General features: G+C 43.5%; 15 protein-coding genes. 4 read left to right on the top strand and 11 right to left on the bottom strand.

The window, feature by feature from the left end:
- Positions 1-5: 5 nt before the first annotated feature.
- From ACESQI_RS08300 to ACESQI_RS08290, 3 genes are all read left to right on the top strand, one after another.
- On the top strand, positions 6-716 hold the full coding sequence (locus ACESQI_RS08300; RefSeq protein WP_373125745.1) for a DUF4827 domain-containing protein: 711 nt from the start codon (positions 6-8) through the stop codon (positions 714-716).
- 46 nt (positions 717-762) lie between these two features.
- Positions 763-2,151: a phosphoglucosamine mutase gene (gene glmM / locus ACESQI_RS08295; protein WP_002562557.1), complete on the top strand. Its 1,389-nt coding sequence runs from the start codon at positions 763-765 to the stop codon at positions 2,149-2,151.
- A 459-nt stretch (positions 2,152-2,610) separates the two neighbouring features.
- Positions 2,611-3,153 carry a glutathione peroxidase gene (locus ACESQI_RS08290; protein ID WP_373125743.1) on the top strand — a complete coding sequence of 181 codons (543 nt, stop codon included), beginning with the start codon at positions 2,611-2,613 and terminating at the stop codon, positions 3,151-3,153.
- Positions 3,154-3,156: 3 nt separating this feature from the next.
- Here ACESQI_RS08290 and ACESQI_RS08285 read toward each other — a convergent pair whose 3' ends face one another.
- Together ACESQI_RS08285 and ACESQI_RS08280 are read right to left on the bottom strand one after the other, a co-directional pair.
- Complete coding sequence (locus ACESQI_RS08285; protein WP_195660218.1) at positions 3,157-3,666, bottom strand: NUDIX domain-containing protein; 510 nt, start codon at positions 3,664-3,666, stop codon at positions 3,157-3,159.
- A 20-nt stretch (positions 3,667-3,686) separates the two neighbouring features.
- Positions 3,687-4,907, bottom strand: a complete 1,221-nt coding sequence (locus ACESQI_RS08280; RefSeq protein WP_373125741.1) for an S-adenosylmethionine:tRNA ribosyltransferase-isomerase — start codon at positions 4,905-4,907, stop codon at positions 3,687-3,689.
- An 80-nt stretch (positions 4,908-4,987) separates the two neighbouring features.
- Here ACESQI_RS08280 and ACESQI_RS08275 point away from each other — a divergent pair, with 80 nt between their 5' ends.
- Positions 4,988-6,040: a DUF2027 domain-containing protein gene (locus tag ACESQI_RS08275; RefSeq protein ID WP_195660219.1), complete on the top strand. Its 1,053-nt coding sequence runs from the start codon at positions 4,988-4,990 to the stop codon at positions 6,038-6,040.
- Between the two features lie 89 nt (positions 6,041-6,129).
- Here ACESQI_RS08275 and ACESQI_RS08270 read toward each other — a convergent pair whose 3' ends face one another.
- The 9 genes from ACESQI_RS08270 to ACESQI_RS08230 all read right to left on the bottom strand — a co-directional run bounded on the left by ACESQI_RS08270 (position 6,130) and on the right by ACESQI_RS08230 (position 14,441).
- Positions 6,130-6,486: a hypothetical protein gene (locus tag ACESQI_RS08270; RefSeq protein WP_002562552.1), complete on the bottom strand. Its 357-nt coding sequence runs from the start codon at positions 6,484-6,486 to the stop codon at positions 6,130-6,132.
- 248 nt (positions 6,487-6,734) lie between these two features.
- A complete protein-coding gene (locus ACESQI_RS08265; RefSeq protein ID WP_007486937.1) occupies positions 6,735-7,337 on the bottom strand; it encodes a lysine exporter LysO family protein in 603 nt (200 codons plus the stop codon).
- Positions 7,334-7,618 carry a LysO family transporter gene (locus ACESQI_RS08260; protein WP_002562550.1) on the bottom strand — a complete coding sequence of 95 codons (285 nt, stop codon included), beginning with the start codon at positions 7,616-7,618 and terminating at the stop codon, positions 7,334-7,336. Before ACESQI_RS08260 ends, ACESQI_RS08265 begins: the two co-directional genes overlap by 4 nt.
- 37 nt (positions 7,619-7,655) lie before the next feature.
- Positions 7,656-8,459: a hypothetical protein gene (locus ACESQI_RS08255; RefSeq protein WP_195660220.1), complete on the bottom strand. Its 804-nt coding sequence runs from the start codon at positions 8,457-8,459 to the stop codon at positions 7,656-7,658.
- A 5-nt stretch (positions 8,460-8,464) separates the two neighbouring features.
- Positions 8,465-9,520 (bottom strand): DUF4249 domain-containing protein, encoded by a 1,056-nt coding sequence (locus tag ACESQI_RS08250; protein ID WP_007486939.1) that lies wholly within the window; start codon positions 9,518-9,520, stop codon positions 8,465-8,467.
- 5 nt (positions 9,521-9,525) lie between these two features.
- Positions 9,526-12,207 carry a TonB-dependent receptor domain-containing protein gene (locus ACESQI_RS08245; protein WP_373125738.1) on the bottom strand — a complete coding sequence of 894 codons (2,682 nt, stop codon included), beginning with the start codon at positions 12,205-12,207 and terminating at the stop codon, positions 9,526-9,528.
- Positions 12,208-12,419: 212 nt separating this feature from the next.
- Positions 12,420-13,301 carry a FecR family protein gene (locus tag ACESQI_RS08240; protein WP_195660222.1) on the bottom strand — a complete coding sequence of 294 codons (882 nt, stop codon included), beginning with the start codon at positions 13,299-13,301 and terminating at the stop codon, positions 12,420-12,422.
- A gap of 67 nt (positions 13,302-13,368) precedes the next feature.
- Positions 13,369-13,794, bottom strand: a complete 426-nt coding sequence (locus ACESQI_RS08235; RefSeq protein WP_002562545.1) for a hypothetical protein — start codon at positions 13,792-13,794, stop codon at positions 13,369-13,371.
- An 89-nt stretch (positions 13,795-13,883) separates the two neighbouring features.
- On the bottom strand, positions 13,884-14,441 hold the full coding sequence (locus tag ACESQI_RS08230; protein ID WP_002562544.1) for an RNA polymerase sigma-70 factor: 558 nt from the start codon (positions 14,439-14,441) through the stop codon (positions 13,884-13,886).
- Between the last annotated feature and the right edge of the window lie 7 nt (positions 14,442-14,448).

The following is a 14,448-nucleotide window of genomic DNA, read 5'->3' as shown; positions in this document are numbered from 1 at the left end:
GACGAATGAAGAAACTTATATTATTATTTATTTCCCTGTTGGCTCTTGGAGCCTTTTTTCAGGCATGTGATGACACGAAAACCTATGCTGAGATGCTCGAAGAAGAGCGGGATGGTGTCAATGATTTCATTAAAAAGAATAATATTGAAGTAATCACTGTAGAGGAATTCGAAAAGGATACGATTACAGAATGTGAAGACGGATATCCGGTTCAGTATCCGGGCAGGAATCAGTATGTTGCTTTCTCTAATGGTATTTATATGCAGATTGTGCAACGTTACGGAACTCCGCGTGCCGCGTCCGAGCCTTATCCCAATCTTGAAGCGGCTCTTCCGTTTGAAACCGGTAACCTGATCCTTACCCGCTTTAAAGAAGTCGATATCTTGACCGGAGAACCAACTTCTGTTTCTAATGTGGATAATCAATATTATCCGCCTATGAATAATTATCCTACAGGTTTTCGTTACACGATAGATGGAACAAGTATATACGGGCAGTTTATTCAAGAACCGGGACTTGATTCCGAATATTATTGGGATGTAACGATTGGTGGTCAGTATGGAACCTCAGTTCCTGCCGGCTGGCTGATGGCTTTGCAGTATGTTAAAGATGGAGCGCATGTCAGACTGATTGTGCCATCGAAGAGCGGACACTCTTATGCACAACAGAAGGTATATCCTTATTTCTATGATATATATAGATTCTCTATCTATTGATACTACACTGATAGAACTAACTTTAATTACCGATATTTAAATCCTTATGACTCTAATCAAATCTATCTCTGGAATCCGCGGAACAATTGGCGGAGGTGCAGGCGAGGGATTGAACCCGCTTGACATTGTGAAATTCACATCGGCGTATGCTACGCTGATTCGTAGAACATGTAAATCTACAAGCAATAAAATCGTAGTAGGCCGTGATGCACGTATCTCCGGCGAAATGGTGAAAAACGTGGTAGTCGGCACTCTTATGGGCATGGGCTGGGATGTAGTAGATATTGATCTTGCTTCTACTCCGACAACTGAGCTGGCCGTGACGATGGAAGGCGCTTGTGGAGGTATCATTCTGACAGCTTCGCACAATCCCAAGCAATGGAATGCGCTGAAACTGCTTAACGAACATGGTGAATTTCTGAATGCAGCTGAAGGCAACGAAGTGCTTCGTATTGCCGAAGCTGAAGAGTTTGACTTTGCAGATGTAGATCATCTCGGCTCTTATCGTAAAGATCTTACTTACAATCAAAAACATATTGACAGTGTTCTAGCACTTGATCTGGTGGACGTGGAAGCTATCAGGAAAGCTGATTTCCGCGTGGCTATCGACTGTGTGAATTCTGTCGGAGGTATTATTCTTCCCGAATTGCTCGAACGCCTCGGTGTAAAGCATGTGGAGAAACTTTATTGCGAACCTACCGGTAATTTTGCCCATAACCCCGAACCGCTTGAGAAGAATCTGGGTGATATTATGAACCTTATGAAAGGTGGTAAGGCAGACGTGGCTTTTGTGGTAGACCCTGATGTTGACCGCCTGGCTATGATTTGTGAGAACGGTGTGATGTATGGTGAAGAATATACGTTGGTGACTGTGGCCGATTATGTGTTGAAACATACTCCGGGTAATACTGTTTCTAATTTGAGCTCTACCCGTGCATTGCGCGACGTGACTCGCAAATATGGAATGGAATACAGTGCTTCGGCTGTGGGCGAAGTTAATGTGGTGACTAAGATGAAGGCTACCAATGCCGTGATTGGTGGTGAAGGTAATGGTGGAGTGATTTATCCTGCCAGCCACTATGGGCGCGATGCTTTGGTAGGTATTGCTCTTTTCCTGAGTCATCTGGCTCATGAAGGAAAGACGGTGAGTGAGTTGCGTGCTACTTATCCTCCTTATTTTATCGCAAAGAACCGTGTGGATCTTACCCCGGAAATTGATGTAGATGCCATCCTTTCCAAAGTGAAAGAGATCTATAAGAATGAAGAAATCAATGATATCGACGGTGTAAAGATTGATTTTGCCGATAAGTGGGTACATTTGCGTAAGAGCAATACAGAGCCGATAATCCGTGTGTATAGCGAGGCTTCAACTATGGAAGCCGCCGAAGAAATCGGACAAAAGATTATGGATGTAATCAATGAACTGGCTAAATGATAATTCTTTTCTAAGATTATAACTTGAAGTGTAAATAAGTAGAGGCTGTTGCAAAGTAATATTTGTAGCAGCCTCTCTTTCTTCTTTTCATTTTTCATTGGATTTTAAAAGCAAAAGAAGGAGGTGACTTTTATTGAGACAAGTATTACAATTCTCTTACTCATATGTTGTAAAAACAGATAAATGTTATAGGACGATTGCGGAAAAACGTTGGTTGTATGGAGTGATTGCAAGGTATGAAATATGGAATAATTGATGTGGAGTCATTGGTTGGTGAGGATGATTACATTATTACAAATATTTCTCTGGGACTATCCTATGCATTTAAATATCGAATTGTTACAACTTTGTGTCTCTTTTATTTGTTATAATTGTAAGTCCTAACATTAGCTTTCCACTGATAGTCGTTATTGTCGTTTAGCATAACTTCCGGTGTGGGAAGCATAAATAGAAACAAGTATGAAAACCATTTCTTCTCTCATCGTAGCTCTTGTGCTTTCAATCGCTGCCGCTGCGCAGAGCAACTCTTTCTATGACTTCGCCGTAACCACTATTGATGGTAAACCCTACAATCTCTCTCAGCTGAAAGGGAAAAAAGTTCTGGTCGTAAATGTTGCTTCAAAGTGTGGACTCACCCCGCAATATACAGAGCTACAGGAGTTATACGATCAATATAAAGACGATGGCTTTGTTATCATCGGCTTTCCTGCCAATAACTTTATGGGGCAGGAACCAGGAACTAATGAAGAGATTGCTACATTCTGTACGCTGAACTATGATGTCACCTTTCCGATGATGGCGAAGATCTCAGTGAAAGGTAAAAACATAGCTCCCCTCTATCAATGGTTGACAGAAAAGAAACTGAACGGAGTGCAAGATGCCCCCGTGCAATGGAACTTTCAGAAGTTCATGATTGATGAGAACGGAAATTGGGTAGGAATGGTACCTCCCAAAGAAAGTCCGTTCTCAGAAACTATCGTTCAGTGGATAGAAAAGAAATAACGATCATAACTTGTCGAAAGAGACGCGCTTGAATTCTCCTTCAAAGTTAGGAGTAAATATCCCTTTTCCTATATGCTCTTTTATCTCTTCTAAGGTCCAGAAGCGTCCGCCATCCAGCTCATCGCTGGGGTGGATGTCTCCGTCATATACCGTTTTGTATACAAAAACCAGTTCGCGTTCGCGGGCGGATTCAAAAACATAACTGGTCAGGTGTTCCGGTCTAAAATCTGTAATACCTAACTCTTCCCGAACCTCACGTTTCAGCGCGATGTCTACGCTTTCACCCAAATCTACATGGCCACCTACGGCCGTATCCCACTTGCCCGGTTGGATATCCTTCCATTCGGGACGTTTCTGTAAGTACAAATCTCCTTTACTGTTGAATACGTGCAGGTGCACTACCGGATGAAGCAGTTTACTACCATTGTGGCACTCGCCGCGGGTAGCGGCTCCGGTGATATTTCCTTCCTCATCAACGATGGGAAACATCTCCTGATTATTATTGCTTTGCATGATTAAATGAATTAACTTTTTCAGGGTATCAGTAACGATGAATCTCCGTAACTAAGGAAACGGAAGTCATGATCTAAGGCATAGTCATAAATCGTCCGCCAGTTTCCTTTTACAAAAGCCGAAACCAACAACAACAGTGTGCTTTGTGGCTGGTGGAAATTGGTGACCATTGCTTTTACTATCTTATAGCTGTATCCGGGTGCAATAATGATTTGAGTACTGGTGTGCAGAGCTTCCATACCGTTGCGATCTAAATATCCTAAAATCTTTTGCAGGGCAACTGTTGACGGAATTTCGTCGTACTTTTCATAAGGTTGCCACTGACGTACGTGCAGTTCTTCTTCCGTAGCTCGTGGGTTGGCAGCCAATGTCACTCCGATGTGGTATAGACTCTCTAAAGTTCGCACAGAAGTGGTTCCTACAGCGATGGCACAACCGTTATGATCGATAAGCTTTTTGATGGTTGAGCGGGATACCGATATGTATTCCGTATGCATCTCGTGCCCCTCGATTTCTTCACTTTTCACCGGCTTGAAAGTCCCGGCACCCACATGCAATGTCAGTTCTTCAAGGTCTATACCCTTTTCGCAAAGGGCATCCAGTACCCGCGGTGTGAAGTGGAGCCCTGCTGTTGGTGCGGCCACAGAACCTTTAATCTTTGAATATACCGTTTGGTAGGTCTCTTTGTCACTCTCCTGTGTCTCTCTGTTCAGATATGGGGGGATCGGCAATTCTCCGAATACCTCTAAGATATCAGCAAAAGTAACTTCCGGATTGTCCCATGAGAAGTCTATCCAGTGGCTTGTACCATGACATTCGCCACGTGTAGCGGTAAGCATAAGTGTTTGTCCCTTTACAGTCATTTCCCGATGTAATGCACCCTCTTTCCATTTCTTCAGATTGCCAATCATGCAAAGCCATGCGGCATGCCGGGTCTGCTGGAAGTTTAATGCATAGTCATTCGGCTGGATCGGTTCAAGGCAGAATACCTCTATCAGCGCTCCTGTTTCTTTACGAAAATGCAGGCGGGCCTGGATAACTTTCGTATTATTGAATACCATCAGACTGCCTTCTGTCAGATATTCAGGGAGGGATGTAAAGACATCTTCTGTGACTTCGCCACGGCGGTAGACAAGTAGCTTGGATTGATCGCGCACCGGGAGAGGGAATTTGGCAATACGTTCATCCGGCAAAGGATAGTTGTATTCGCTAATACGGATATGTTTTGGGTTTTCTTTCATCTTTTCTTTCATTGCGACCGCAAAAGTAACTATATTTGCCCTAATTTGTAGATTGTAAATGGTAAATTGTAAATATAAAGATGAAAATAGGTGATAAAGTACGTTTCCTTAGCGAAGTAGGCGGAGGAATTGTGAAAGGTTTCCAGGGAAAAGACATCGTTTTGGTAGAAGATGCAGACGGGTTTGATATCCCGATGCCGATGCGTGAATGTGTGGTGATTGATACGGACGATTATAATATGAAAAGGAAAGCGGCTCCTGCTCCCTCAAAAGCCGAGGGACCTGCTAAGCCGATGAAGCCGGAGATGCCCGCGGTGCAACGTCAACCCGAAACTCGTGGTGGCGATATGCTTAATGTGATGCTGGCTTTTGTGCCCGAAGATGTGAAAGCTATCAGCAGTACTTCCTTTGAGGCTTATCTGGTGAATGATAGCAATTACTATCTCTATTATACATACCTCAGTGCCGAAGGAAAGGCATGGAAAGTTCGTTCACACGGGTTAGTAGATCCTAATACAAAGCTCTTTCTGGAAGATTTTGCTAAAGATGTGTTGAATGAGATGGAACGTGTTGCCGTACAATTCATTGCTTTTAAAGATGGTAAGACTTTTGCAATGAAACCCGCCGTTAGTGTGGAATTACGTATTGATACGGTGAAATTCTATAAACTGCATACTTTCCGCGAGTCAGATTTCTTTGAAGAACCGGCTCTGGTGTATGATATCGTAACGAATGATGTGCCTGTCAAACAGGTCTATGTTTCTGCAGAAGATATTCAAGTGGCTTTATTGCAGAAAAAAGAGGTGGAGAAACCCAGATCACAACCGATAGTCAAACGTAGCAGCTCGAATGGTATTATAGAAATAGATCTCCATATTAATGAATTGTTGGATGATGCACATGGTATGAGTAACAGTGAAATCTTGAATTATCAGCTGGATAAATTCCGTGAGGTAATGGAGAAGTATAAGGGTAAACGCGAACAGAAAATCGTTTTCATTCACGGTAAGGGTGATGGAGTGCTCCGGAAAGCTTTGCTTGACGAATTGAAACGTAAATACAGTACCTGCCGTTATCAGGATGCTTCCTTTCAGGAATATGGTTTCGGGGCGACATTGGTGACTATCCGATGATGAAGGTAACAGCACCTGAAGATAGATAAAAAAAGAGTGCCGACAGATAAAACTGTTGACACTCTTTTTACATTTATATAATAATCATTTTACTTGTTCAGCTCGATACCTTTATTCTTCAAGGTGATGTTCAGTAATGCTGCATATTTGCTATACTGTTCATTTGTGAGCGTTCTTTTCATCAATTTCAAGTTTCCGTAAATTGCATTGTGCAATTTGGCTTCCTTATTCTTTTTGGCTGAAGCGGCCCGGCCCATTTGTTCTGTGAAATATTCACAGATATTAGAGACCTCTTCGCTCTGCATTGAATTCAGATTCAAATATTGACTTAACTTATTTACATTGATGTTACCTTCCCATTTTGCAGTAGTAGGTTGGTTTCCTGCTGCAAAAGTAGTCGCAGCCAGGCAGAGTGCTGCCACTAATGTTAATCCTAATCTTTTCATAATACCTACTTTTTAATTGTTATACCTAAAAACTAATCCTAATAACTAAATCTAATACCTATTGAAAACCGACTTAAGCGCTTAGTCTTTCTTTTTACCTATGCAAATATAAGGATATGTTTTAGAACATAAAAGAGGTTGGGGAGAAAAGTGTACTGTATAGCATCATTTCTTGATGTAGATCAAGAATATGCTAATAAAAAGAGTGGAATAGAGGTAGATTTGTAATCTAATTGTAATATGTTTGCCTACACGGAACAGAATAATGTTACGAGAAAGGGCACGCTGAAGTCTACTATAAAACCATGAAATATGGAAACGATCACAAATTCTTTTCCGCAGCAGCGGGTTATGATCGGGAGGGTAGTATCCATTGTGGTGGCACCACCAGCAGAAATGGGTGCGAGGCGTCCAAAGTATCTGACTAATAATGGGGCACAGAGTAGAGCGATAATTTCGCGTATGATGTTTGATAAGAGTGCGATAGTACCTAACTCCGGGCCTTTGTATTCAGTGATAAAGATACTGGAAAGAGAGTAATAACCAAATCCTGCGCCTACTGCCATGCAATCGGTCGGTGAACGATGGCTCAGGAACAGGCTGACTACAGCACAGCCGGCTAATGTTCCTAATATGGTCATGATGGGAAGAAACACCAGTCTTGGGTTGAGCGAACGGAAGCTTTTCAGTGTATTAGGATCATTGCCAATGCTGACGCCTACACAAAACATAAGTGCGCACAAGGCGTAATAACTTAGTTTGCTATGTATGAAATCAGATGGAATCAGGTGGTATAAGCCACAAAGGGTGCCCACAACGAAGAATGAGACAATGATGAGGCTACCTTTCATTGTTTTATCTCCTTTCTATACCTTATGTATATAAAGTACCACAATGCCCATGCTGCCAATACACTTCCTGCAACAGCACCCAGTGTGATAATGATGGCTTCCAGCCCGATGGTATGCAATCCTTTGATGATGGTTTCATTTCCTCCTACATCAATGCCCAGTAGAAAAAGCAGTAACCATATCAATAGTGTGATAACTTTATGAATCCATGAAAGCTTTTTACTGCGTAGCAGATAGCCGGTGAGCATCCCGGTGAGCATTATTCCTATGATAGTGAACATATCTTTTACATTATTAGGCTGCAAAGATACTATTTTCTCAGGATGCAGCCAGTATCAGGTTTAGTTCCTGACAGATATTTTCTACTATTTCTTGGGTTGCTATTGAAAGACATTCGGTCATGGTACGCAGACAAATTTCGTTGGCCTGAACGGAGTTTTCGTATCCACGGTCGGGGGCTTGTTGCCGGTGATGGACGGTATAGGTTTTGTCCAGTAGGCAATCGTCTCCCCTTGATAAACGTACGGCAATGGATAAGTCGGTATTGGCATCATTGGCACGGTGATTGGGGAAAGTGATGTATTCGCCGCCGAACCACAGGTAACTGCTTTCTTTCAGTTTCACTCCGGAGTAGGTTTCGTTATGAAGTATTTTCACTTTCAGGCTTAACGCAGAGTCGGGTAGGGCAGTTGGAATGCTGTCTCCTAATAGTTCTCTGGGCATTCGGCGTGCATTTTTCCTGACGGGGCGCACAGGAGAAGGTTTCAGAATGAAATCGGGAGTATTACATTCGGTCAGCAAAGCTTCGGTGAGAAATTCACGATAAGTTTGTGTCAGTGAGCCTTCGCCTAACCGGACGTTGAAGCGGTTGGTTTCGTAGATATAGAGGAGTAGAGGAATTGCAAATCCACCTCTCTTTTTCACTGTGGTATAGTAGTCCAGATTGGAGTAGTCAATAAAGTCCAGATATACGGTTCGTTTGGCTTCTCCCTGATAAGCGGGGGAGGTGAGTTCGTAAAACAGATCGGACTTCATTGGGTTTATCTCCTTCTGCATGCTCCGGCTACTACGGCAGGAACAGAGGAGAAGGCTGGTCAGGAGTAATAGATAGATGGTTTTCATGGCTTTTAATAGGGATTATATGGGTCATATTTCTCGTCGGATATGTTGATTTTTACACTTGTTTCTGTACTGATACTTACAATGCCAAGTCCTCCATGAACATTGCTGGCAAAAGTGACAGGTTCCATAGTCACGTCATCTGCAAAGTCCGATTCGCTAAGATTCAGTGCTTTTAAATACTGGAAATCTGTTTCACTGATACTAAGTATCCGGACGTAAGTATCCAGTGTTCTCCGCGTGACATCGTGGGATTCAAAGAGATAGGGCCAGCTATCTGAACCGGATGGATACACCGTCATTGTATACGACTGTCCGGAGAAGCGGCTGTCATCGAATACCCCATATGTGTTCTGGGCTTGTTCAAACATACCGTTTTCATCATCTTCAGAGGTGGTGGGATGTCCGTCTGTCAAGACTACATCTTCACGAGGGAGCATTCGGAAATTTTGTTGTGTAAGTACTGTATCTTTTAGTGCCAGGCTGCCACTTATTGTACCCCGTCTGTACATGGTTGCATACAGTGTGTAGCGACGTTCCAGAACGAGACGATAGTAGTTCTTTTCGTCCGGACGGTCTGAGAAGGTGATACGGTAGCGAAGCAACCGGTTGTAATAGTTGCCATATTCGCAGACAAGAGCAGTAGCGGTATCTACTTTTTCTATAGGTATTGGTGGTTGTGGCACTACTACTTCTGCCCAGGCATGAAATTCTCCGTCTCCGGTGCGGGCATCAATACGTACTTTGTCTCCCGGATGAAATTTAGTGGTGATGAGGAAACGTTTCTGTAAGGATACAAAATCTCCGGTGGGGATAGGTATTGCTTTGGGTGTTTCCACCAATACATCGTTTACCCGCACTTCTACACTGGCATTGGTGACGTCGCTTATTACATATTGCCCTGTTTTATTTAGGTAGAGTATATTGTTTGTGCTGTCGGCATTGATCAATGCGTTCATTATCAGTTTGGGCGGACGGGCGGCTTTGTTGAAGTCTATTTCGTTTTCGCAACTGCAGATGAATATCATTAGCATGAGGAGTGGAAGTATGTATCTTGTTGTCATAATGCTCAAAATTTATAGGTGTAAGTTACTGAAGGCACACAGGGTAATAACGTTAATTTGGTGATCTTTCGTTTGGCTGGTATGTATTGAAGATATACCTTTCCATCTTCCTGGTTTTTGATATAAGAGGCATATCCTCCGGAGTTGTTACTGTATATCATTGTTGGATTCATGGCATTGTAAGCATTATAAAGGCTTATATTCCAGGTGCGTACTCCATGTTTGGTCTTTTTGTTGAAGTTTACTCCTATGTTCAACCGGTGGCTGGCAGGCAATCTGTAGTTATTCCGTTTCTCTATGTAATCTTTTTGCTGTATGGCATCCTCTCCCGGACGGATGATGGCGGTAACTTCTTCGGCAATCGTAGCTGTGCCGCCTGTAGAGAATATCCATGAAGCGCCTATATCAATCCGGTTGCTGAACTTATGATTTACCACCAGGCTCAGGTTGTGGCGGCGGTCGTATTTATAGGGAAACCGTTCTCCGTTGTTGATGCCTCCTATGGCAAACTTCCGGTCACTTTTGGCCAGTGTGTAGGCTATCCAGCCGGTTGTTTTTCCGGTAGTTTTCTGTGCCATGAACTCTATTCCCATGGAACGTCCTTTACCCATCTCTACTTTGTTTTCCCATCCGGAAGAAGAGCCAAGGAAACTGACTCCTTCTTTGTATTCCAGTACGTTACGCATCTGTTTATAATATCCTTCTACAGAAAATTCCCAACCGGTAAGTCCCGTGTAGTAGCTTCCCAATGAATATTGGTGGGCCTGCATCGGCTTTATTTTGCTGGTTACAGGCACCCAAAGATCTGTGGGCATAGAGATGGGAGTGGAGGAGAGCAGATGTATGTATTGGCTCATTTTAGTATAAGAAGCTTTCAGAGCGGTATGCTTGGTCAGTTGATACCGGGCTGAAACACGTGGTTGAACCGAGAAATAGTTTCTCCTCTGTACCCGGAACATCGATAAGTGCAGCCCTACATTCATACGTAACCGTGAACCTATGTCGAAATTATCTTCTATATAGGCGGATACTTCGTGTGCCTGGATTGTACTGTTGGAGATACTGTTGTAGAGGGTATCCTGTTTGGTTATTCCATCTTCCTTTTCCTGTATTTTGGAGGTAGCTACTTCCGGGCGGAAATCGTGATGGAGATATCCGGCACCGAATTTGATATGATGGGCGGGCGTGGGGTTATAATCGAAATCTATCAGATAGCTCCAGTCGCAGATGCCCGAGTGGTAGTTGGAGTGGTAATTACTCTCACTTATGCTTTCGATGAGATTTGTTTTTGTGTATACCGTAGAGTTGGCGTCCATCCGGTATTTGTTGTAAGCCACGGTGGTGTTACTGAACAGCTTCTGGTTGAATATATAGTTCCAGCGGGCCGTAGCGATGGTGTTTCCCCAGTTGAGTGACATCTTGTCTTTGTACATTGATGAAGAAGAATCCGTCGTTTTAAAATAGTAGCTGTCCTTTCCGTTGTAGAAGTTCAGAAACAGGCGGCTTCGGTCTGAGAATTTGTGGTTGATTTTAGCATTTATATCGTAGAAGTAGTAGCTTATTTTATCATCTTTCGGCATGAAAGGTTTCGCTATCAGATCTATATAAGAACGGCGTGCCGAAATATTAAAGGATGTTTTATCCCGGATGATTGGCCCTTCCAGTTGGATTTTACTGGAAAGAAGTCCTACGCTGAGCGTACCGTGATATTTCTTCATATCTCCGTCATTGCTACGTACATCTACCACTGACGAAAGCCGCCCACCGAAGCGGGCGGGAAAGGAACTCTTGAAAAGTGTTACTTTTTTCACTGCTTCCGGCGTAAAAACAGAGAAGAAACCGAACAGGTGGTCTACATTGTATACCGGTACACCGTCCAGCAGGATAAGATTCTGGTCTGGGCCGCCACCACGTACATACAGTCCGGCAGATCCTTCTACGCCAGCCTGTACGCCAGGCATCAGTTGAATGGTTTTCATCACATCGGCCTCTCCCAGAATGCTGGGAGTATTCTTGATTTGTGCAATAGGTATTTCCTGGGCTCCCATTTGCGTGGCGGTTATGCCTGCTTCTGCTTTGTCGGATACAATGACCACCTCTTCCAGCTGGTTGTTGTCTTGCATGAGCACGTTGATCAGAGTATCTTTACTCAATTCGAGTCTGTACTGTCGGGTGGTGTATCCTAAATACGAAAAACTTAGTTCTGTCTCTCCTGCAGGTAAAGTGATGCTATAAAAACCGTAAGGATTGGTAGTAGTGCCTTGCTGTTGACGACTCTCAAGGATGTTAGCGCCAATCAACGTCTCGGAGGACGTTCCGTCTGTCACATATCCGCTGATAGTGAACTTGCGGCTTACAGGTTTTTGTTTTTTCTTTTGCAAAAGGATGTGCCGTCCGGTTATCTGGTATTTTACGGGTTCATTGGCAAAGGCCAGATCGAGTATCTCCGGTATTGTTTTCTGTTTGACATCGAGTGTGAGACGGTGGTTCATTTTCACCTCTTCTCCATAAATGAAAGAGAAACCGGTGGAGTTTTCTATTCGTTTGACGAACTCTTCCAGTGTGGCATTGCGAATGCTGAACGAAAGTTTTGTTTCAGCTTTCTGTGCCTGTGTCTGTAATGCGAAAAGAAGTACTCCGCCTATCAGCATCAGGCTTCTTATGAGAGATGTATGTATATGTTTCATGATTGATCAGTTTTGAATGTATTTCACCACAGAGTAACACAGAGTTCCACCGAGTTTAAATCTTTGATGAAACGCGGATGATCGCAGATAAACGCAGATTAAAAGACTGTGGATCTTTATTATCTATTTGTTTCCCTTTGCGAAAATCTGCATTCATCTGCGTTTTAATAAATCATCGCTAGTCGTACCTCCCCGTGTGGGAAACACTCCAACTATTTTGCATTGATAATTATTCCTTTTTCGTTTCGTTTGTACTCAAAGTCTCTTCCTTGTTGCAGCAGATGCAGGATTTCTTCCAGACTTTCTCCGTTGCTGAATCGTGCTGTAAGGTGGTAGTTGTACAATGCTTCATCTTCAATTTTTATTTCTACCCCGAATGAATTACTGAGTTCCCGTACTATTTCCTGTAAAGGCAGATGGTTGAAAATGAATGATCCGCTCCGCCAGGCTATTTCTTCGGCAGCATTTTGGGGCGTTTCAAGGGTCAGGTTTCCGTTCTCCTTATTATATATAGCACTTTCGTTAGGGCGTAATATAATACGTTTGGGGTTGTTGGCAATGGTTACAGCTACAGAACCTTCAAACAGGGTTGTTTTTACTTCCGGATCATTGGGGTAGGATTCTATATTGAAGTGAGTGCCCAACACTTGCACTCTGACGGCTTCGGCCTGTACGATGAACGGATGTTTCGCGTTCTTACTTACCTCAAAATAGGCTTCGCCATTTAGTGTTACCTCGCGTCGTTTTCCACGAAAACGTTCCGGATAGGTCAGTGAAGAGAAGTGGTTGAGCATCACCTTCGTTCCGTCCGGGAGCTGTATGCTCCTGCATTCGGCAAGAGTGGAGACGGTTTGCATGTCCACCGGACCCATATAGTCATATGCCAGCCAACTCATCACACAAAGTAAGATAACTGCTGCCGCTGCTGAGAATATTCGTATGCTTCTCGTCCTGAAGGTACGTTTATTAAGGGCAGGCAGCCGTCTTTCCAACAATTTGTAACTCTCTTCTGCCGAAAACCGTCCTCTTGGAGAACGGGTAGAGGCTATGAGCTTTTCGAGTATTTTCTCTGCTTCTGTTTCTGTATATTTCATTCTGTTTTTGAATAATATGCCAATGCCTAAATATCGCTTGGCGTACCTCCCCGTGCGGGAAGTACCTTTATTTGGGCATCAGCTCAATAGCCAGTTTGGATGTTTGTCCACCTTCCCACAGCGGTGTACAACTTATCTGGATAACTTGCCCTCTGATAGCCTTCTTCGGAGAGAGTACGATGGTTGTCTTTGCTTCTTTCTTTCCGGCTTTTATAGTCAGCCGGTCGTTGGTCAGTTTATAAATCGTACCTATTCCTGGTATGTTGGACTGGTGAATGTTTAGTTTAACTTCTCTGTCTTCTTTCTTTTTATCAACGGCAATTACTTTTACTTCCAGCGTTTCTTCCTGATTGGCCGGGTTGTAATAGTAGGTTTGTGTTGAGCGCTCAAACCCTACATAGTCTGTAGGATAGTCTTTTTTCTTGTTGTCGCATGCCAGCAACAAGAGGCTTGCCAACAGTGTCATGGCTGCCTGAGAATAGAATCTTTTCATACGTCAGTCTATTTTTGATTAAAAACATTATTCACTTATAAAGACAGGCGTCTTTGACGGATTCCCTATGCCGTTCTGGTGAATAAATGTTAATCTATCTCGGCACGTATGATCATCTCTTTCAGGCGTCCGGTTGCTTTCTGTAGCTGGGCGTCTACGGTTTTGGTGCTGATGCCCAATTCTTCTGCCACCTGAGCATAACTTTGTTTCTCTTCACGTATGCGTATAAACACTTCCCGGCAGCGTTGAGGCAGGCGATCCAGTGCTTTCACGTAACGGGCAAAAAGCTCTTCGCCGATCATTTCTTCTTCAGGCGAACGGGAAGCACCTTCCGTTTCGTCGGGTAGTTCATGGCTCGTGAGGGTATCCCGTCTCATCTCCTTCTCCAGATAATTGAGGGATGCATTTTTGACAAGTATAAAGCTATAGTCTTCAATGTTTCTCACTTCAGGGAGTGTACTACGTTGCTCCCAAAGTTTTAGAAACACATCGAGCACAATCTCCTGTGCCCACTCTTCCCGCTTCACGTAATAATAGGCAATGCGGAACAGGCGGTCGTACGTCAGGTCATAAAAACGGCGGAAGGCGGTTTGAGAACTCCATTCCTTCATCTGCCGTAGTAGTTTTCGTACTTCTGATTCGGTCATGGTGAGA

Origin of the sequence: Bacteroides sp. HPS0048 (assembly GCF_964240755.1) — a bacterium.
GTDB lineage: Bacteria > Bacteroidota > Bacteroidia > Bacteroidales > Bacteroidaceae > Bacteroides > Bacteroides nordii.
Note: the sequence above shows the minus strand (reverse complement) of the source record. Positions and strands in the feature narration are given on the sequence as shown.

Excerpts from the sequence above, each read along its gene's own strand:
- ACESQI_RS08300 (WP_373125745.1), top strand. The coding sequence starts at position 6 with ATGAAGAAACTTATATTATTATTTATTTCCCTGTTGGCTCTTGGAGCC.
- glmM (WP_002562557.1), top strand. The coding sequence starts at position 763 with ATGACTCTAATCAAATCTATCTCTGGAATCCGCGGAACAATTGGCGGA.
- ACESQI_RS08290 (WP_373125743.1), top strand. The coding sequence starts at position 2,611 with ATGAAAACCATTTCTTCTCTCATCGTAGCTCTTGTGCTTTCAATCGCT.
- ACESQI_RS08285 (WP_195660218.1), bottom strand. The coding sequence starts at position 3,666 with ATGCAAAGCAATAATAATCAGGAGATGTTTCCCATCGTTGATGAGGAA.
- ACESQI_RS08280 (WP_373125741.1), bottom strand. The coding sequence starts at position 4,907 with ATGAAAGAAAACCCAAAACATATCCGTATTAGCGAATACAACTATCCT.
- ACESQI_RS08275 (WP_195660219.1), top strand. The coding sequence starts at position 4,988 with ATGAAAATAGGTGATAAAGTACGTTTCCTTAGCGAAGTAGGCGGAGGA.
- ACESQI_RS08270 (WP_002562552.1), bottom strand. The coding sequence starts at position 6,486 with ATGAAAAGATTAGGATTAACATTAGTGGCAGCACTCTGCCTGGCTGCG.
- ACESQI_RS08265 (WP_007486937.1), bottom strand. The coding sequence starts at position 7,337 with ATGAAAGGTAGCCTCATCATTGTCTCATTCTTCGTTGTGGGCACCCTT.
- ACESQI_RS08260 (WP_002562550.1), bottom strand. The coding sequence starts at position 7,618 with ATGTTCACTATCATAGGAATAATGCTCACCGGGATGCTCACCGGCTAT.
- ACESQI_RS08255 (WP_195660220.1), bottom strand. The coding sequence starts at position 8,459 with ATGAAAACCATCTATCTATTACTCCTGACCAGCCTTCTCCTCTGTTCC.
- ACESQI_RS08250 (WP_007486939.1), bottom strand. The coding sequence starts at position 9,520 with ATGACAACAAGATACATACTTCCACTCCTCATGCTAATGATATTCATC.
- ACESQI_RS08245 (WP_373125738.1), bottom strand. The coding sequence starts at position 12,207 with ATGAAACATATACATACATCTCTCATAAGAAGCCTGATGCTGATAGGC.
- ACESQI_RS08240 (WP_195660222.1), bottom strand. The coding sequence starts at position 13,301 with ATGAAATATACAGAAACAGAAGCAGAGAAAATACTCGAAAAGCTCATA.
- ACESQI_RS08235 (WP_002562545.1), bottom strand. The coding sequence starts at position 13,794 with ATGAAAAGATTCTATTCTCAGGCAGCCATGACACTGTTGGCAAGCCTC.
- ACESQI_RS08230 (WP_002562544.1), bottom strand. The coding sequence starts at position 14,441 with ATGACCGAATCAGAAGTACGAAAACTACTACGGCAGATGAAGGAATGG.